At 53.4% G+C, this 17,631-nt stretch carries 16 protein-coding genes; 9 read left to right on the forward strand and 7 right to left on the reverse strand.

Features of this window, described 5'->3' with window-relative positions; genetic code table 11:
- Positions 1–30: 30 nt before the first annotated feature.
- The gene (ydfZ, locus tag USF70_RS05960; protein ID WP_014883679.1) at positions 31–234 is read right to left on the reverse strand and encodes a putative selenium delivery protein YdfZ; all 204 of its coding nucleotides are present in this window, start codon (positions 232–234) and stop codon (positions 31–33) included.
- A gap of 288 nt (positions 235–522) precedes the next feature.
- Between ydfZ and USF70_RS05965 the strand changes: the two genes are divergently transcribed.
- A complete protein-coding gene (locus USF70_RS05965) occupies positions 523–954 on the forward strand; it encodes a universal stress protein (protein ID WP_033145406.1) in 432 nt (143 codons plus the stop codon).
- Positions 955–987: 33 nt separating this feature from the next.
- On the opposite strand, the gene USF70_RS05970 is transcribed toward USF70_RS05965, so the two are convergent.
- The gene (locus USF70_RS05970) at positions 988–1,674 is read right to left on the reverse strand and encodes a GntR family transcriptional regulator (RefSeq protein ID WP_023311557.1); all 687 of its coding nucleotides are present in this window, start codon (positions 1,672–1,674) and stop codon (positions 988–990) included.
- Between the two features lie 91 nt (positions 1,675–1,765).
- Positions 1,766–2,512 (reverse strand): bifunctional NADP-dependent 3-hydroxy acid dehydrogenase/3-hydroxypropionate dehydrogenase YdfG, encoded by a 747-nt coding sequence (gene ydfG / locus USF70_RS05975; protein WP_023311558.1) that lies wholly within the window; start codon positions 2,510–2,512, stop codon positions 1,766–1,768.
- A 142-nt stretch (positions 2,513–2,654) separates the two neighbouring features.
- On the opposite strand from ydfG, the gene dcp reads away from it, so the two are divergent.
- Together dcp and USF70_RS05985 are read left to right on the forward strand one after the other, a co-directional pair.
- The gene (dcp, locus tag USF70_RS05980) at positions 2,655–4,688 is read left to right on the forward strand and encodes a peptidyl-dipeptidase Dcp (RefSeq protein WP_214538362.1); all 2,034 of its coding nucleotides are present in this window, start codon (positions 2,655–2,657) and stop codon (positions 4,686–4,688) included.
- A 319-nt stretch (positions 4,689–5,007) separates the two neighbouring features.
- Complete coding sequence (locus USF70_RS05985; RefSeq protein WP_320735391.1) at positions 5,008–7,590, forward strand: EAL domain-containing protein; 2,583 nt, start codon at positions 5,008–5,010, stop codon at positions 7,588–7,590.
- 101 nt (positions 7,591–7,691) lie between these two features.
- Here the strand turns inward: USF70_RS05985 and uspF are convergent, their stop codons facing one another.
- Together uspF and USF70_RS05995 are read right to left on the reverse strand one after the other, a co-directional pair.
- Positions 7,692–8,126 carry a universal stress protein UspF gene (gene uspF / locus USF70_RS05990; RefSeq protein WP_023292544.1) on the reverse strand — a complete coding sequence of 145 codons (435 nt, stop codon included), beginning with the start codon at positions 8,124–8,126 and terminating at the stop codon, positions 7,692–7,694.
- A 244-nt stretch (positions 8,127–8,370) separates the two neighbouring features.
- Positions 8,371–9,042 carry an MgtC family protein gene (locus USF70_RS05995; RefSeq protein WP_033145409.1) on the reverse strand — a complete coding sequence of 224 codons (672 nt, stop codon included), beginning with the start codon at positions 9,040–9,042 and terminating at the stop codon, positions 8,371–8,373.
- Between the two features lie 456 nt (positions 9,043–9,498).
- Here USF70_RS05995 and USF70_RS06000 point away from each other — a divergent pair, with 456 nt between their 5' ends.
- Entirely contained in the window at positions 9,499–10,707 is a 1,209-nt protein-coding gene (locus tag USF70_RS06000) for an MFS transporter (RefSeq protein WP_210867242.1), read from the forward strand.
- A gap of 19 nt (positions 10,708–10,726) precedes the next feature.
- Here the strand turns inward: USF70_RS06000 and USF70_RS06005 are convergent, their stop codons facing one another.
- The gene (locus tag USF70_RS06005) at positions 10,727–11,716 is read right to left on the reverse strand and encodes a 2-hydroxyacid dehydrogenase (protein ID WP_320735392.1); all 990 of its coding nucleotides are present in this window, start codon (positions 11,714–11,716) and stop codon (positions 10,727–10,729) included.
- Positions 11,717–12,079: 363 nt separating this feature from the next.
- On the opposite strand from USF70_RS06005, the gene USF70_RS06010 reads away from it, so the two are divergent.
- The 5 genes from USF70_RS06010 (at position 12,080) to USF70_RS06030 (ending at position 16,528) form a co-directional block, all read left to right on the forward strand.
- The gene (locus USF70_RS06010; protein ID WP_033145412.1) at positions 12,080–12,835 is read left to right on the forward strand and encodes a DUF4225 domain-containing protein; all 756 of its coding nucleotides are present in this window, start codon (positions 12,080–12,082) and stop codon (positions 12,833–12,835) included.
- A gap of 2 nt (positions 12,836–12,837) precedes the next feature.
- Positions 12,838–13,161: a hypothetical protein gene (locus tag USF70_RS06015; protein ID WP_033145413.1), complete on the forward strand. Its 324-nt coding sequence runs from the start codon at positions 12,838–12,840 to the stop codon at positions 13,159–13,161.
- A gap of 214 nt (positions 13,162–13,375) precedes the next feature.
- Positions 13,376–16,015 carry a YdbH family protein gene (locus USF70_RS06020; protein WP_320735393.1) on the forward strand — a complete coding sequence of 880 codons (2,640 nt, stop codon included), beginning with the start codon at positions 13,376–13,378 and terminating at the stop codon, positions 16,013–16,015.
- Positions 16,012–16,203, forward strand: a complete 192-nt coding sequence (locus tag USF70_RS06025) for a YnbE family lipoprotein (protein ID WP_014169918.1) — start codon at positions 16,012–16,014, stop codon at positions 16,201–16,203. The genes USF70_RS06020 and USF70_RS06025 overlap by 4 nt, the downstream gene beginning before the upstream one ends.
- A gap of 7 nt (positions 16,204–16,210) precedes the next feature.
- Entirely contained in the window at positions 16,211–16,528 is a 318-nt protein-coding gene (locus USF70_RS06030; RefSeq protein ID WP_028017556.1) for a YdbL family protein, read from the forward strand.
- On the opposite strand, the gene feaR is transcribed toward USF70_RS06030, so the two are convergent.
- Complete coding sequence (feaR, locus tag USF70_RS06035) at positions 16,529–17,437, reverse strand: transcriptional regulator FeaR (RefSeq protein WP_033145415.1); 909 nt, start codon at positions 17,435–17,437, stop codon at positions 16,529–16,531.
- Positions 17,438–17,631: the final 194 nt, after the last annotated feature.

Here is a 17,631-nt window from a genome sequence, read left to right on the forward strand (position 1 = left end):
GCCGTGCGCGGCGGCATGTCTGCGCACAGCTTAGTGCATTCCCAGGCGAATCAGCTCAATCGGTTCGAACTTACCTTCGCATCCTTCCACTTCAACCGTTTTGCTGCGGCGCACCTGCGCGGCATCCAGCCCGTCGCTGTGGATCGCTTTAATCACGCCAGTTTTGCCCGTGCCGCTAATCATGACGCGGCTGCCGGTGGTGATTGCATTGCGGTTACGGTCGTATGTCATCATGGTATTTTCTCCTCTCTAACCTGTTCGTTACGGCGCTATTTCGGGTTATGCCGTTCACGGGGCATATAAATACGCCTGTCCGCGCTTCATGTTTTTGTTTTTGATCAAACTCACACTTTTTTCTTTATTTCGTCGAGCGCTGACGGTTCAGGACGGTAATTTACAAAGTGGACCGTTATTTTCATTAATTGATAGTTTCGACAGGGAAGCGTTGAGGGTTGGTTTATATTCCGGATGTCATCCTGTGTGCAGGAAATAACCCTTTCATTGGAATAAGGAGTCAGGCTTATGTATAAGAACATTTTGATGCCTGTAGACGTGTTTGAAATGGATTTGAGCGACAAAGCGGTTCGCCACGCGGCAAGCCTTGCGAAGGCTGAGGGCGCGTCGATTACCTTGGTCAATATTCTGCCTGCCAGCAGCCGGTCTCTGCTGCGCGGTTTCAACGCCGATATAAAAAAGTTTGAAGAGTATATGACCGCAGAATCCGGGAAGAAAATGAACGAGTTAAAAAGACTGTTCGATATTGCCCCTGAAAATATTCACAGCATGGTGCGTTTTGGCAACGTCCGGGATGAAATTATCAAGCTGAGCAAGGAGGGGAAATATGATGCGATTGTCATCGGGTCGAAAAATCCGAGCATCTCCACGCATCTGCTGGGTTCAAATGCGGAATCTATTCTGCGCTACGCTACGATCCCGGTGTTAGTCGTTCGCTAATCACCTCGCCGCACCCGAAAGGGGCGGCGCATATTACTCTTCGCTAAACCACTCGCTATTTTCCTGACGAATAAGCTGCACGGATTCGCTAATTTCCTGCAGATGCAGCGTCATCGCTTTTTCCACACCGTCCGGGTCGCGTTTTTCCAGCGCGCTGAAAATATCATGATGCTGTCGGAGCAGCATTTCCGGCGGGGAGACGTGATCGAGGCTCATATAGCGCACGCGGTCAATGGTGGCCTTGATGTTCTCGATGGTGTCCCAGGCCAGCTGACAATCCGCGATTTGCGCCAGCTTCTGGTGGAATTCATCGTCAAGCTGGAAGAAATCATTGAGCTGCTTACGGTCAATCGCAATACGCTGCTGGTGCAGGTTCTGCTCCAGCTGGTAACACTGGTTGTCGTTGATAAGCGTTGCGGCGCGGCGCGCCACCGCGCATTCAATGGCCTGGCGAACGAAACAGCCGTTGCGTACCTGAGAGAGTGAAATTTTGTTCACGTAGCTGCCGCGCTGCGGGCGGATCTGAATTAGTCCGTTTTCAGCAAGCTTAATAAACGCTTCACGTACCGGCTGACGGGAAACGTCAAAACGCACGGACACCTCTTTTTCAGAAAGCGGCGTTCCCGGTGGGATCAGGCAATGGACAATATCACGTCGCAAAATGCGATAGATTTGCTGGTTAACGGGCTGGGTGGGATTGAGTTGCGATTCAGCGGCCATGAGTTGTCATTTCTCAGAGAGTTAGCCTGAACATACTACCATTCTTTTATAACCCGAAACAGACCCGGCCCGCAGGCCGGGAAGGGCAGAGTTAGCCACGATGGACGCTAAGTCCGGCAAAACTCTGGCTGACGGGCATCATTTCCACGGTATTGATGTTGACGTGTTTTGGCAGCGTCGCCACCCACCAGACCGTTTCGGTCACATCTTCCGGCGTCAGCGCGTTCGCATTTTCGTAGGTTTTGCCCGCTTTCGCGTCATCGCCTTTGAAACGCACGTTGGAAAACTCGGTGCCGCCCACCAGGCCCGGCTCGATATCGGTAACGCGAATGGCGGTGCCGTGCAGGTCGGTACGCAGGTTAAGGCTGAACTGGCGCACAAACGCCTTCGTTGCGCCATAGACGTTGCCGCCCGCGTAAGGCCAGCTTCCGGCGGTGGAGCCGATGTTGATAATGTGGCCGCGGTTGCGCTCGACCATGCCCGGCAGCACCGCGCGGGTCATATAGACCAGCCCTTTGTTGTTGGTGTCGATCATGTTTTCCCAGTCTTCCACGCTGGCTTTGTGGGCGGGCTCCATGCCCAGCGCCAGACCGGCATTGTTGACCAGCACGTCGATGGCGCGCCACTCGGCGGGCAGGTTGGCAATCATCTCTTCAATGGCCGCGCGGTTACGCACGTCCAGCTGCGCGGTCAGGATGCTGTCGCCTAATTCGTCCTTCAGCTCCTGAAGGCGCTCCTGACGACGGCCCGTGGCAATAACCTTGTGCCCGTTGGCGACGAAGCGACGCGTGATGCTTTCACCAAAACCTGCCGTTGCCCCGGTAACTAAAATAATCATCTCACTGTTCCTCAACGCTTTTTGTGTTGTACTAACATAGCACGGCCGCAGAGGGTGCGTTAAGGCAACATTTGTATGACGGCGTTGCAGGGGATGGCGGCCTGGCCTACTCTGGGAGGATACCCGTACTCAGGAGCGAAAGATGACGGCCACGAATCCCTTTTTTGACATCAGCCTGCTGCCTTACCAGGCCCCCCATTTTGATGAAATCAACGATAGCCACTATCGCCCGGCCTTTGATGAAGCGCTTCGCCAGAAGCGGGCGGACGTAGACGCCATTGTGTCCCAAACCGCTGCGCCGGACTTCACCAACACCGTGCTGGCGCTGGAGAAAAGCGGCGCTTTGCTCTCGCGCGTCAGCAGCGTGTTCTTCGCTATGACCTCCGCACACACCAATGCGTATCTGCAGGAGCTTGAGGAGCAGTTCTCCACCGAGCTTGCCGCGCTGGCAAACGACATCTGGCTGAATGACACCCTTTTCGCCCGCGTGGAGAGCGTCTGGCAGGACCGTGCCGCGCTGGACGCCGAATCCCGTCGGCTGGTCGAGGAGACGTATCAGCAGTTTATTCTGGCCGGCGCGCGTCTCAATGAAACGGAAAAAGCCGAGCTGAAGGCGCTGAATACCGAGGCGGCGACCCTGACCAGCCAGTTCAATCAGCGTCTGCTGGCTGCCGATAAGACGGGTGGGCTGGTGGTGGATTACGCGCACCAGCTTGATGGGCTCAGCGCCAGCGAGATCGCCGACGCGGCGCAGGCTGCCGCGGATCGAGGGTTAAACGACCGCTGGCTGATCCCGCTTCTGAACACGACTCAGCAGCCCGCGCTTTCCGCACTGCGCAATCGTCAGACCCGCGAAAACCTGTTCAACGCAGGCTGGACGCGCACCCAGAAAGGGGATGAAAACGACACTCGCGAGCTGATCCTCCGCCTTACGGCGCTGCGCGCCCGGCAGGCCCGCCTGCTGGGATTTGACGATTACGCCAGCTGGAGTATCGCCGACCAGATGGCGAAAACCCCGGACGCCGCGCTGGAATTTATGCGCGGCATTGTGCCCGCCGCCCGCGCCCGGGCAGAGCGCGAGCAGGCCGATATTCAGAAAGTGATTGATGACGAGCAGGGCGGTTTCACCGCGCAGGCCTGGGACTGGGCCTTTTATGCCGAGCGCGTGCGTCAGGCAAAATATGCCCTCGATGAATCGCAAATCAAACCCTATTTTGCGCTCAATACCGTATTGCACGATGGCGTATTCTGGGCCGCAAGCCAGCTGTTTGGCATCCGCTTTGTGGAGCGCTTCGATATTCCGGTGTATCACCCGGACGTCCGCGTCTGGGAAATTTTCGACCACACCGGTGAGGGCATGGCGCTGTTTTACGGCGACTTTTTTGCCCGCGATTCCAAGCAGGGCGGGGCCTGGATGGGGAATTTCGTCGAGCAATCCTTCGAGCTTGCCGCCCGTCCGGTGATCTACAACGTCTGTAATTACCAAAAACCGGCTAACGGCGGCGTCGCGCTTCTCTCCTGGGATGACGTGATCACCCTGTTCCACGAGTTTGGCCATACGCTGCACGGTCTGTTTGCCAGCCAGCGTTTCGCCACGCTCTCCGGGACCAATACGCCGCGTGATTTCGTTGAATTCCCGTCGCAGATCAACGAACACTGGGCCAGCCATCCACAGGTATTTACCCACTACGCCCGCCATTACGAAACCGGTGAACCGATGCCGGACGCGCTGCGGGAAAGCATGCTCAACGCGACCCATTTCAACAAGGGTTATGACATGACGGAGCTGCTGGCTGCCGCGCTGCTGGACATGAACTGGCACGGGATCAGCGAAGCCGTTTCGAGCGTAGACGCGTTTGAAGCGGCAGCACTGAAAAAAGAGGGGCTGGATCTGCCCGCCGTACCGCCGCGCTATCGCAGCAGCTATTTTGCCCATATTTTCGGCGGCGGCTACGCGGCGGGATATTACGCCTACCTGTGGACGCAAATGCTGGCGGACGATGGCTATCAGTGGTTTGTCGAACAGGGCGGTCTGACTCGTGAAAACGGACAAAAATTCCGCGAGGCGATTTTGTCCCGTGGTAACAGCACGGATCTGGCTGAACTGTATCGCAACTGGCGCGGGCACGATCCGAAGATTGAACCGATGCTGGAAAATCGCGGGTTGAGCGAATAGAGCCAGTCTCGTCAGAAAAAAGAACCGGGCTTTACGCCCGGTTTTTTTATAGGCTCCAACGTGCTTGTAACGTCTTCTGCAAAAACAGTTTTAATATGTTTTCTTTATAAATAAAACAGGTGAGATTAAAACTTACTTCGAACAGTATATTTAATTAGCCAAGATTAGGCTTTAAATGAATTAATGGTTAATAGTTTGTTCTGGATTGTAAAAATAAAAACCTTTAGCTTCGGATTTTTAGCTATAAATTTTTGTTATTTTGTGCCGATAAATGAAAGTGGAATAAAAATCGACGCAGTAGCAGTTAAGAAGGCGAAAGATGACCCTACCTCTGAACAATCCGGGCTTCACGGACACCGAGCCTTCTAAAGGCCTGATAAATAAAACCTTTACCTATATTGTAACGTTGTTAATAAGTATTTTTATTGCGGCAATAATTTCCCTGCTAATAATAAAAGATAATGTGAATGAAATCAGCGACACGCACGATGAATTTTTGTTAAGGAAAGCCCTGGAGACCCGCCAGGAGAGCATGCGAAGTCATTTGAAAGATAATGCCGAGTGGGGAGATGCCTACAAACATCTTCATCTGAACAATGACGTTCACTGGGCGTGGGATAAGCAGAACCTGGGTAAGTCCCTGTATGACAACTTTGGCTACGAAGGGGTGTTTGTTCTCTCTCCGGAAGGGAGTACGCGATACAGCGTCGTTGACGGGAAGCTGAAGCTTCAGGAGCTGGAACGCTGGTTAGACAAATCAACCAAAGACCGTTTACTCCATGAGTTGAGTATAAAAAAGGGAGTGCCGGTTTCTGTGCTAGCGCTTATCGATTCCGTGCCGGCCATTGTTTCTGCGCAATGGATAACGACGGGCGATGATGCGAGCGTGCAAACCATGCCCGGAAAACCGTCGACAATGGTGTTTATAGACAAGTTAACGGCTAAAAAACTCCTCACGATTGGGCAGGATGACGGCATCCAGAACGTTCGTACTTCACCTGATACAGCCACTTCTCAAATAAATAATCAGACGGAATTTACCTTAAGCACCCAAAATGGGGATGTGCAAATTATCTGGGACGGTGAAAATCCCGGCCAGGCGTTAATAATTTATTTTTTGCCATTACTCATTCTCTCCGTCGTTCTGACGGTATCGATGACGGTGATATTAATGCGCCATATTATGCACAAGGCGAGAATGCTTGACGAAAATACGTTTCTCCTCGAGCAGGCGCGGTTGAATCTTATTACGAGTGAAAAAAGATTCCGGGACGTCAGTGAAACAACCAGCGACTGGTTCTGGGAAACAGATTTATCGTTAAGGATAACGTGGCTATCGGGTCGTTTTTCTACAATAACGGGATATGAAAATAGCAAATGGATAGGCCGTAGGTTGGATGAACTCTTTCCGGCGACAGGCGGATTATCACATGACTGCGCCGGGCAGCGGGATTTAACCGAACGCTTTGAATTTAAAAACTGTCCTTATACTCACGCGCAACAAACCACGTCATATTGCACGCTTCTGGCAAAGTTTTCTGCTCAGCCTGATGGAACGGTGGTGTTGCGAGGCGCGGCAACCGACGTCTCTCAGGAAGTGGAAGCAACAAAACGCGTGGAGTTCCTGTCACGCCATGATGAATTAACCGGTCTGCCGAACCGGTATCATATTAAGGAATTTCTGGCTGGCCAGTTGGCGAAAGAAGACCTTAACCGTTATCCGTTTGCCATGATTTGCCTTGATTTAGACAAGTTTAAACCCGTCAATGATATTTTCGGGCACTCCACCGGCGATGCCCTGCTTGGCGAGGTCGCTTCACGTCTTAAAAATTGCGTTCGTCGGGGTGATTTTGTCGCACGGCAGGGAGGGGATGAATTTATGCTTCTCCTCGGCAACACCAGCCAGCAAGACCAGATTGAGGAGGTGTGTCGTCGTATCGTGCACGAACTTAACCGTCCTTTCGCCATTGAGGGCAATGATGTGGCGATAGGCGTAAGCATGGGCATTGCGCTGGCTCCCCGGGATAGCAGCAGCGCAAACGATCTTCTGCGCTACGCGGATATTGCGCTGTATCAGGCGAAACAATCCGGCAGAAACCGATGGGTCTATTATCGCCCGGATATGTCGGAAAAGTTGACCGAACGCAGGAAACTGGAATTAGAACTCAAGACCGCGATTCGCGAAGAACAGCTCTACCTGGTTTACCAGCCGCGTTATAACCTCCGGTATTCTAAAATTGAGGCCGTCGAAGCGCTGGTACGCTGGCAGCACCCGGCTCGGGGGACCATAATGCCCGATCAGTTTATCCCGCTGGCAGAAGAAACCGGGCTGATTATTAGCCTGAGCAACTGGGTCATACGCAAAGCCTGTACGGAGACGAAAGACAAATTGCCGGGATTATCGGTCTCCGTCAATATTTCTGCTATCGAATTCCAGGCAAGCGATCTTGCCGAAAGAATAAAAGAGATCCTTCACGAAACGGGGCTTGAACCCAACCGGCTGGAAATTGAAGTGACTGAAAACGTAACGCTTTCTGACCCGGAAAAAACCTTGCAGACCATGAAGTCTCTCAAAAAAATGGGCGTCCGCATTCTGATTGACGATTTCGGTACCGGCTATGCCTCCCTGAGCTATCTGCGGAAGTTTCAGTTTGACGGGCTTAAGCTCGACAAGAGCTTTATTTTTACCCTCGGTGACTCGCCGCAGAACCAGTCAGTCGTGGAGAAAATTATCGACCTGGGGAAAGCCTATTCCATGGCGGTAACCGCAGAAGGGGTGGAGACCGTCGAACAGCTGTCTTTTCTGAAAAAAAATAAATGTGATGAAGTTCAGGGCTACCTGCTTGGAAAACCGGCCGCCATTACGGACTTAAATTTAAACGCCAACAGAGTAAATCTCTAAATCGCGCTTTCACTCAGGAAAGCGCAAATGAAAAACCGGGCTTCTCGCCCGGTTTTTGTTATCCGCTCTCCGTTCGTATCCACGATCGTAAACGCCGCTTTCTATCTTACGACCAGGACAGGGCATTTCGCATGCCGAACCACTGCTGCAGCGTTCGAACCCAACAGATACGTCGATATGTCAGGTTTGTGGGAAGCGATGATAATCAGGTCGGCATCGATCGTGTCAGCGAGCTTAAGGATTTGATCTTTTGGAGAGCCCGTCACGGCGTGAGTCTGTATCTTGTCTGGAGGAATTTTGAATTGCTTAACGATTTCATCCAGCTTCGCTAAGGCCGCGTGCTGGAACTCTTTCAGCTTCGGCATTTCAACCGAATAGGCCAAACCTAATGATGAATAATACGGAAGCGATGGAATGACGGTAAGAAAGTGAACTTTAGCTGTGTTAAGTGCTGTATGTGCCTGAACGAAGGGGATAACCATGTGCGTCAGGCTATCCTCCGAAATGTCAATTGGAACCAAAATTGAGTTATACATTTGTCCCTCCTGAGTGTTTTTCACACAATTCAGGGTAGACCGTTAATTTCAGGAAAACAGAGAGCAAGCTGTCATAACGGGGACAAATTTCGGTTATGTGATAGGCGTACAGTCGAACCAGCCCTGATCTCGTCAACGTGGCGTGACAACGAACAGGGGCATTCGGGGATGAATCTCTCCGCGTCACGGTCCGTTTTCTTCAAAACGCCAAAGCCTCAACCGGGCGCAATGCCCGGTACCTTGTTCATATTGCGTGACAGCTGACGGACGCGATAATTTTATTCCCGCCCATATTCCCCATAATCAGATCGAGTAATTTTCGGTATTCCTCCCGGGTCATCACCTCCGCCCGAATTTCGGTTTTACCTTCTGCTTGCGCCGTAGCGGAATAAATCGCTTTCAGACTTAACGTCAACTCTTTCGCCATATTTACGACGCTCTGCCGCACCGCATCTTCATGCTCATCATTGCAGGTGATTTTAAGTACATAGCATTTTTCGCCTTCATGGAGCACAGGCAGTTGATTAATTCGCTGCGCGGCTTCGCGAAGCAATATGTTAGCGCAGAGAATAATTAGGCTGGCCATGGCGGCATTCCAGAACTGGCCTAATCCGCACAGTACGCCAATTCCGGCCGAGCACCACAGCGTTGCGGCGGTGTTCAAACCACGAATATTCATTCCTTCACGCATAATGACGCCAGCGCCAAGAAAGCCGATTCCGGAGACGATCTGCGCTGCGATACGCCCCGGGCTATCAGGAGAAGTCGATACCGAACTTAAAATGAACACTGCCGCACCCGTGGCAACCAGTGCATTAGTACGAAGTCCGGCCATACGCTGGCGCCACTGTCTTTCCGCGCCAATAATTGCGCCCAGCAGCATCGCTGCGAGCAGATGAGAGATATAAGGGAACATCAGCCTGTCGCCTGTTAACGTTATTAAATAATAAGCGTCAGTGCTTTGCTAAGCACATCATAACGCCGTTTAAATGCTAAACGTGTCAGGACGACGGTGGCGGAAAGAGTGAATGTGTAAACATGAACATGCGATGCCCCACAAATTGAGTGGTTTTACTATTTCGGGATACAATCGCTTAAAGAGGATTGCTGCCCACCGTTTCAGGTAAGCAGCGAGGAAATCGCGCTAGCTTACCTTCGTATCAACAATAAAATAACTTTCCAACGAAGGACTCCTGTGAAAATTTATTGCCAGTATAGTCAGGGTCGATAATGAGTAAAGCGAAAAAACAGCCTCCGTTATGAATTGTTTAAGTTCGCAAGGCATATTTTTTAAGACGTCATCTGATTTTAAAAAATACCCGCTATACTACATTTCCTTTTTTACAGGCGATAACAGACAAAGGCAGGAAGTATGTCTCTTCGTTCGCTGCGGGCATTATGCCTGACAAGTTTTTTCATCGCGGATGTCCGCGATGGCCTCGGTCCTTTTCTCGGTATTTTTCTGACCGAACGCCACTGGGCTCCCGATGATATCGGCATCCTGATGACGGCCGGTGGGCTGGCGGGATTACTGGCCACGCTGCCGGCGGGATTCATCACCGACACCTCACGCAGCAAGCGGACCGTGCTGGCGCTGGTGTGCCTGCTCATCACCCTTAGCACGCTCCTGCTCTGGTTTAGCCAGCAGAGCGCTGTTGTCGCCGTTTCGCAAATTGTCTCCGGCATCTGCGCGGCGTTTGTTGGGCCGCTGATCGCCGGGATTACCCTGGGGCTGACCGGCCAGAGCGGGTTCAGCGCGCAGATGGGCAAAAATGAGGCGTTCAATCACGGCGGCAACTTTGTTACCGCACTGATTGCAGGGGGCATTGCGTGGTACTGGGGCGTCGGCGGGATTTTCCTGCTGATGACCTGTACGACGCTGTTAACGCTCTGTGCGCTGCTTGCCATTCGCCACGGGGATATCGATAACGACGCGGCGAGGGGGCTCTCTTCTTCAGCGAGCCTGCCGGTTCCCGGCTTTGCCGTGCTGATTAAAAACCGGGCGCTGTTAGTGACCGGGCTGACGCTGCTGCTCTTTCACCTGGCGAACGCCGCGCTGCTGCCGATGCTGAGCATGAGGGTGGCCGCCGCGCCCGCCTCGATCAATCCCGGTTTGTACGCGGCGGGCACCGTTATCATCTCTCAGGCCGTGATGATCCCCGTCGCCATCTGGGTCGCCCACCGAATAGACCGCTACGGCTACTGGCGCTTAATTATGCTGGCGCTGCTGGTGATGCCGGTGCGCGCAGCGCTGGCGGCGTCGACGGACGCGCCGCTCATGATGATCCCGGTACAAATTCTCGACGGGCTGGCCGCAGGGATCCTGGGCGTCGCGGTGCCGTCGTTTATCGTGGTGCTGTTGCGCGGGAGCGGGCACGTCAATGCCGGGCAAAGTGTGGTGATGCTGATGCAGGGGGTTGGGGCATCCATGAGCCCGGCGTTAACCGGCACGATTGCCGGTCATTACTCATTTGCCACGGCATTCAGTGTTCTGAGCGCGATTGCGCTGGTAGCCGTCCTGCTCTGGTGGTGCTTTGCGCACCGGACCTGGGAAACAGACAGTACGCCGGGTGGGGCATAGCCGCCACCCGGCGTCACGCTTACGCCAGTTCGTTAGGGCACGCTTCGCCCTTTTCAAGCTGCTGCAGGTTACCCAGCGTGGTTTCTGAAATGCTGATCAGCGCTTCGGCAGTCAGAAACGCCTGGTGTCCGGTAAACAGCACGTTATGACAGGCTGACAGGCGGCGGAACACGTCGTCCTGGATCACATCATTCGACTTGTCTTCAAAGAACAGATCGCGTTCGTTCTCGTACACGTCCATTCCCAGCGCGCCAATTTTCTGGGTTTTCAGCGCTTCGATAGCGGCCTGAGAGTCAACGAGCCCGCCGCGGCTGGTGTTGATGATCATCACGCCATCTTTCATCTGGTCAAACGCCGCCTGGTTAAGCAGGTGGTAGTTCTCCGGCGTCAGCGGGCAGTGCAGGGAGATCACGTCAGACTGGGAGAACAGGGTCGGCAGGTCGACGTATTCCACGCCCAGCTCCAGCGCAGCGGCGCTCGGGTACGGATCGAACGCCAGCAGACGCATGCCGAAGCCTTTCAGAATGCGCAGGGCGGCGACGCCAATTTTACCGGTGCCGATCACGCCCGCGGTTTTGCCGTACATGGTAAAGCCGGTCAGCCCTTCCAGAGAGAAGTTGGCATCACGGGTACGCTGATAAGCGCGGTGAATACGACGGTTGAGCGACATCATCATGCCAATTGCATGTTCCGCGACCGCTTCCGGGGAGTACGCCGGGACGCGCACCACCCTCAGACCCAGCTCTTTCGCCGCGTCGAGGTCCACGTTATTAAAGCCCGCGCAGCGCAGGGCGATATACTTCACGCCCTGTTTTTTCAACTCTTCCAGCACCGGACGACTGCCGTCGTCGTTAACAAAAATGCAGACGCCTTCACAACCGTGCGCCGTTTTGGCGGTTTTTTCGGACAGCAGAAAGTCGAAAAATTCAAGCTCAAACCCGTAAGCCTCGTTAACATGTTGCAGATACTTTTTGTCGTACTGCTTTGTGCTATATACCGAGAGTTTCATAAGACTTTCTCCAGTGATTTTGCATTCACGTTAGCATGATTAAAATTATCTTACAATTTCTAAAATATTATTGAATTCAATAAGTTCTATCAATTATTCTAGAGCATATGTGCACCCTAACTCCATGATATTCATATCCACCGATTTCTTAAGCGGGACTGACACCAGCGACATGTCTGCTTGTTTACTCTAAGGGGGCTATGGGGGAGACTAAAGTCACAACAAGTGCGTATGTTTTGGTAAGTGGTTTCCCAATGCTTGAAAATATGACTACCTTTAGCTGTTAAAATTACGTAGCTCTTTGAATGTCCTAACATTGAAGGTAGTATTATTACTATCATATTAAAATGACAGGGAGACCGAATGTACAACCATAATCGGGACAAAAGTCATTTCGAAGAGAAAGTCTTAGAGATTGAAAATCTTGCGCAGCGAATTGCCACAAAGCATTTGCTTTATGGTACCGCTGGTATGTTTTTTGAAACTCAACAACTTGTTGCTCACCTGAGAAGGGAGATCGAGTCGCATTGCTTGACCTGGTCAGGCGGGATTCAATTACTTGATGAACAGATACATCATCTTAAGGAACAGGATGATTTACTCACCTTCAATAGAGCTAAGTTATTTATTGTTGTTGAAAAAAACCGGACAACAACGACGACTTTAGCGCTTAAACAGATCGGTTTCGTTGCCGGTGGTGCGCAAGTGTATGGGGGCGCTAGTTTATGCGTCGGTTCGCTGGGTCTGGCCTGTGCTGCGTATGGTGCACCTATGATTACTCATGGGCTAAACAACATGTATGAAAATGGATACTATCTTCTTTATCGTGAAGATCGGTCTGGCACGCTAAGAGATGCTTATCGTTACGCAGCAGCGAAACTCGGCTATGGGAATAATGAAGCTGATATTGTCTATGGAGTAGTTGATATCTCTTTATCAGCCTATGGCGCGGGCAGGAGAGTACTGGCTCCCAGAGAAAAATCCTGGAGTCTGTTTCGCAACATCGAATCTGATTATATCAGAGGATGGCAAGAGGCTTCTAAAACAGCGATGGCTCTGGATATAACCAGTGGAAGCGTCACAGGTTGGCAGATGTACCAGATAGCTAAAGAGAATTAATTATGTCGGAACAATTCGAGTTGTCATTAACCCCACCGATTCTACCTGCCGTATGCTATTTTATTGTATCTATTGTCATTTTTTTCTTGTTGTATCTCGGGAAACTCAAGGTCAACAGGCTTCATAAATATCCTCTGTTCATTGCCTATACGCTATTTGTGATAGCCATCGCAGCCATTCAAATTAACGTTTTTGCCAACGGCTATGAGTTTGTTAGCGGTTTTTTACATATTGATTTTGATCCCTGGCGGTACGACTCGGTGTATTGGGGGTCATTGATATTCGCCATGCTTTACCTGCTGGCAATGCCACGGAATAGGTATTAATGTCGCAAATCTGCTCTGCGATTATTCTTGAACTTATGCGTAACCAATTGAACCGAAACTATATTCTTTAGGTTACGCATAGCAAAAAAATTACCGATTACTATTACAGCATCTATTCTTAACTTGGCGTCAACTTCAACTCAACCGCTAAACATGCGACAATAGTCGGCACTGCCGGCTTAAATCTTTCGCTAAATCAGGATATTAACTGCCCATGAAGGGTAAATACAAAGCCGCTCTTGCGCTTTTACTGCTGTTCATATTGTTGCCGCTGACGCTGCTGATGACGCTCGCCCAGTGGGTACCGACGCTCGCCGGGATTTGGCTGCCCGTCGGGACGCGCATCGCTTTCGAAGAGAGTCCGAAACTTACCCGCCACGCGCTGGTGATCCCCGATCTTCGCTATCTGGTTGAAGACTGCGAAATTGCCCGCATCGATAACGTGACGCTGTCACATCCGAGCCGCTGGAAGCTGGATATCGGTGCGCTGGATCTTAACTCCGTCTGTCTGAGCAAAATTCCCCAGTCTGCGCCCTCAACGGTCGCCCCCAAAACGCTGGCACAGTGGCAGGCGGTATTACCGAATACCTGGATCACGGTTCACCGTCTGACGCTGTCGCCCTGGCAGCAGTGGCAGGGCGAGCTGCATGCGTCGCTGACGCCGTCCATTCAGGAGATCGCCTATAAAGGCGAGCAGGTCAGCATTAAAGGCACGCTTCGCGGTCAGACGCTCTCGGTCAGCCAGTTCGATGTCCAGCTCCCGGACCAGCCGCAGCCGATTAAGCTGGTGGGCGAGTTTACCTTGCCGCTGGTACCGGATGGCGTGCCGGTGAAGGGCCACGCGGTCGCGACCTTTAACGTGCCACAGTTGACGTCTCTGGTCGATGCCGATCTGGACTGGGAAGACAATCAGGGTCAGCTGGTGGTGATGGCGCGGGATAATCCCGATCCGCTGCTCGACCTGCCGTGGCAGATCACCGCGCAGCAGCTGAACATCAGCGACGGGCGCTGGAACTGGGATCTCTCGGGTATGCCGCTGAGCGGGCGGGTATCCCTTCGCGCCGACAACTGGCAGCAGGGGCTGGATAAAACCACCCTGACCGGACGGCTGAATGTGCTTACCCAGGGTGACGCGGGGAAAGGCAACGCGGTACTGAACATTGGGCCCGGCAGACTCAGCATGGAAAACAGCGACATGCCCCTGCATCTGAGCGGCGAGGCGAAGCAAAACGATCTTATTCTTTACGCCAAATTGCCCGCCACGCTGACCGGCAGCCTGTATGAACCGCAGCTGGCCTTTGACCCGGGCGCGCTGCTCCGCTCGCGCGGGCGCATCATCGACTCACTCGATATCGATGAAATCCGCTGGCCGCTGGCGGGCGTGAAGCTGACGCAGAAGGGCGTGGACGGTCGTTTACAGGCGATTCTGCGCGCTCATGAAAACGAGATGGGCGATTTTGAACTCCATCTGGACGGTCAGGCCAACGACTTTTTACCTGATAACGGCCTGTGGCAGTGGCGCTACTGGGGGAAAGGCGGTTTTACGCCGATGCATGCCCGCTGGGATGTCGCCGGGAAAGGCGAGTGGCGCGACAATCTTATTGAGCTGACGGCGCTCTCCACCGGTTTTGACAAACTCCAGTACGGCACGATGGAGGTCAGCAAGCCGCGTCTGGTGCTGGATCAACCGGTGCGTTGGCTGCGTGACCCCGAAAAACCGGCCTTCAGCGGCGCGCTGTCGCTCAACGCCGGGCAAACCCGTTTCTCCGGCGGCAGCGCGTTGCCGCCCTCGGTCCTGACCTTCAGCGTCGACGGCACCGACCCGACCATTTTTCAGTTCAGGGGCGACCTCCATGCGGACAAAATCGGCCCGGTACAGGTGAACGGACGCTGGGATGGCGTGCGCCTTCGCGGGCAGGCCTGGTGGCCAAAACAGTCGCTCACCGTCTTCCAGCCGCTGATCCCGCCGGACTGGAAAATGACGCTGCGCGACGGGGAGCTTTACGCGCAGGTCGCCTTCTCGGCGGCGGCCGATCAGGGCTTTGAGGCCGGTGGGCACGGCGTGCTGAAATCCGGCAGCGCCTGGATGCCGGATAACCAGATTAATGGCGTCGATTTTGTGCTGCCGTTCCGCTTCAGCGAGGGTACCTGGTCTCTCGGCACGCGCGGTCCGGTCACGTTGCGCATAGGCGAAGTGGAAAACCTGGTGACCGCGCGCAACATTACCGCCGATCTACAGGGGGATTATCCGTGGACGGAGGACAATCCGCTGCTCCTCACCAACGTGAAGGTGGAAACCCTCGGCGGGAAGATCACCATGCAGCAGCTGCGGATGCCGCAGCACGATCCGGCCCTGCTGCGCGTGGACAATATCTCTTCGAGCGAGCTGATCAGCGCCGTTAATCCGAAACAGTTTGCCATGTCAGGGCCGGTGAGCGGGGCGCTGCCGTTCTGGCTGGACAATGAAAAATGGATCATTAAAGATGGCTGGCTGACCAACCCGGGGCCAATGACGCTGCGCATCGACAAAGATACGGCAGACGCCATCGTGAAAGATAATATGGTGGCGGGCGCCGCGATTAACTGGCTCCGCTATATGGAAATTTCGCGTTCGTGGACGAGAATCAATTTAGATAATCTGGGTGAATTAACCATGCAGGCGACCATCAAGGGGACCAGCCGGGTGGATGGCAAAAGCAGCTCCGTCAACCTGAACTATACCCATGATGAGAATGTCTTTACCCTCTGGCGCAGCCTGCGCTTTGGGGACAACCTGCAAACCTGGTTTGAGCAACATGCGGCGATACCTGCTCCCCGCAGTTCGACTGGCAAGGAAAGTGAGGAACAACAATGAAAAAGATGGCTGGTGTGCTCACCGTTGCCGTTGCCGCGCTACTGACCGGCTGTACGCCGCGCATTGAAGTCGCTGCGCCAAAGGAGCCGATTACAATTAATATGAATGTCAAAATCGAACATGAGATCCATATTAAGGTCGATAAAGACGTTGAAACCCTGCTGAAATCGCGCAGCGATCTGTTCTGAGGATGCCATGAAACGATTAGCTCTCATTTTACTGGCGCTGGGGATGAACGTGCAGGCGGCAGCGCTGACCTTAAACGATGCCCGGGCGCAGGGGCGCGTGGGGGAAACCCTCAGCGGCTATCTTGCCCCGATTCAACAGGACGCGGAAACGCTGGCGCTGGTCAATCGTATCAATGCGGCGCGCACGGAAAACTACCAGAAGCTGGCCGACAGCAATAATTTGCCGGTCGATGAAGTGGCTAAAATGGCCGGTCAGAAACTGGTTGCCCGCGCGCAGCCGGGCGAATACGTGAAGGGCATTAACGGAAAATGGCTCAAAAAGTAGTTAGCGGTAGCGCCTGCGGTATTCACCCGGCGAGACGCCAAAACGCTGCTTAAACGCCGTTGAAAAATGGCTATGGTCGGTAAAGCCCCAGCTGTAGCCAATGCCCGCCAGCTTTTCATCATCACCGGTAGATTGCAGTGCCTGCGCGCAGAGATCCAGACGACGGTTTTTGATGTACTGCGCCACCACCAGCCCCTTCTCGGCAAACATGCGGTAAAGGCTGCGCACGGACATGCCGCTCTCGGCGGCAATCCATTCCGGGCGCAGCGATTCAGACTGAATATGATCGTCAATCAGCGCCACCACATGCTGGAACTGGCGCTCCTTGCGCGGCTGAATGATTTCACGCTGCTGGAAAGCGGGGCGCAGCAGGCAGATCATCGCCTCGAGCGCCGCTTCGCTCTCCCGGTCACTCAGGTCGGCATTGCTCATGCTCTCCATCAGCAGGCGATGGCTCAGCTGTACCGTGGGCAAGGTGCGGGAAAGGGCGGTCGCGCAGCTTATCTCCTGGAAACGACACTGCTGCTCAATAATCTGACGGGGAACCAGCAGCGAAATCTGGCGGGATTTTTCCCGCCAGTTGATCGAGCAGGGACGTGACGCGTCAATCAGCGTGATATCACCGGTTCTGAGCAGCGCGCGACGGTCATCCTGCTCAATTTCCGCGCTGCCTTCGAGCTGGAACACGGTATAGAACCAGGCATCATTACTCTGAGCGATCTCCTGACGGGAGCGGAACAGGTTGACGCCGCCTGCGGTCACGGTGCTGAGCTTCAGGCTGCGCGCATAGCTGGTCTCCAGCTCGCCGAAGAATTTCCCCCCGGTGGGCTGCGCGTTAAAACGCCCGCAAACCTGGTTAATTTGCGCCAGCCACTGCTGATACTGTTCCTGCTCGCTTGCACACGCCATCGTTTCTCTCACTGCACCGTCAACGTTTTTGCATTGTTGCATTTGTGTTGCATTTTGTCAGAGCTATGAGGCTGACTATAGGAAAGAACACTCACCGGTAACAGCGATATAAGCGGCAATTATCGCGATTTGCGGAGCCTGTCACAGGTGGCAAAGCGAATGTCACAGAGACAAAAGCGCGAACGCAAAACCCC

Origin of the sequence: Enterobacter sp. 237C8, from assembly GCF_034106865.1 — a bacterium.
GTDB lineage: Bacteria > Pseudomonadota > Gammaproteobacteria > Enterobacterales > Enterobacteriaceae > Enterobacter > Enterobacter asburiae_B.

Coding starts and splice junctions, on each gene's coding strand:
- ydfZ (WP_014883679.1), bottom strand. CDS start 234: ATGATGACATACGACCGTAACCGCAATGCAATCACCACCGGCAGCCGC.
- USF70_RS05965 (WP_033145406.1), top strand. CDS start 523: ATGTATAAGAACATTTTGATGCCTGTAGACGTGTTTGAAATGGATTTG.
- USF70_RS05970 (WP_023311557.1), bottom strand. CDS start 1,674: ATGGCCGCTGAATCGCAACTCAATCCCACCCAGCCCGTTAACCAGCAA.
- ydfG (WP_023311558.1), bottom strand. CDS start 2,512: ATGATTATTTTAGTTACCGGGGCAACGGCAGGTTTTGGTGAAAGCATC.
- dcp (WP_214538362.1), top strand. CDS start 2,655: ATGACGGCCACGAATCCCTTTTTTGACATCAGCCTGCTGCCTTACCAG.
- USF70_RS05985 (WP_320735391.1), top strand. CDS start 5,008: ATGACCCTACCTCTGAACAATCCGGGCTTCACGGACACCGAGCCTTCT.
- uspF (WP_023292544.1), bottom strand. CDS start 8,126: ATGTATAACTCAATTTTGGTTCCAATTGACATTTCGGAGGATAGCCTG.
- USF70_RS05995 (WP_033145409.1), bottom strand. CDS start 9,042: ATGTTCCCTTATATCTCTCATCTGCTCGCAGCGATGCTGCTGGGCGCA.
- USF70_RS06000 (WP_210867242.1), top strand. CDS start 9,499: ATGTCTCTTCGTTCGCTGCGGGCATTATGCCTGACAAGTTTTTTCATC.
- USF70_RS06005 (WP_320735392.1), bottom strand. CDS start 11,716: ATGAAACTCTCGGTATATAGCACAAAGCAGTACGACAAAAAGTATCTG.
- USF70_RS06010 (WP_033145412.1), top strand. CDS start 12,080: ATGTACAACCATAATCGGGACAAAAGTCATTTCGAAGAGAAAGTCTTA.
- USF70_RS06015 (WP_033145413.1), top strand. CDS start 12,838: ATGTCGGAACAATTCGAGTTGTCATTAACCCCACCGATTCTACCTGCC.
- USF70_RS06020 (WP_320735393.1), top strand. CDS start 13,376: ATGAAGGGTAAATACAAAGCCGCTCTTGCGCTTTTACTGCTGTTCATA.
- USF70_RS06025 (WP_014169918.1), top strand. CDS start 16,012: ATGAAAAAGATGGCTGGTGTGCTCACCGTTGCCGTTGCCGCGCTACTG.
- USF70_RS06030 (WP_028017556.1), top strand. CDS start 16,211: ATGAAACGATTAGCTCTCATTTTACTGGCGCTGGGGATGAACGTGCAG.
- feaR (WP_033145415.1), bottom strand. CDS start 17,437: ATGGCGTGTGCAAGCGAGCAGGAACAGTATCAGCAGTGGCTGGCGCAA.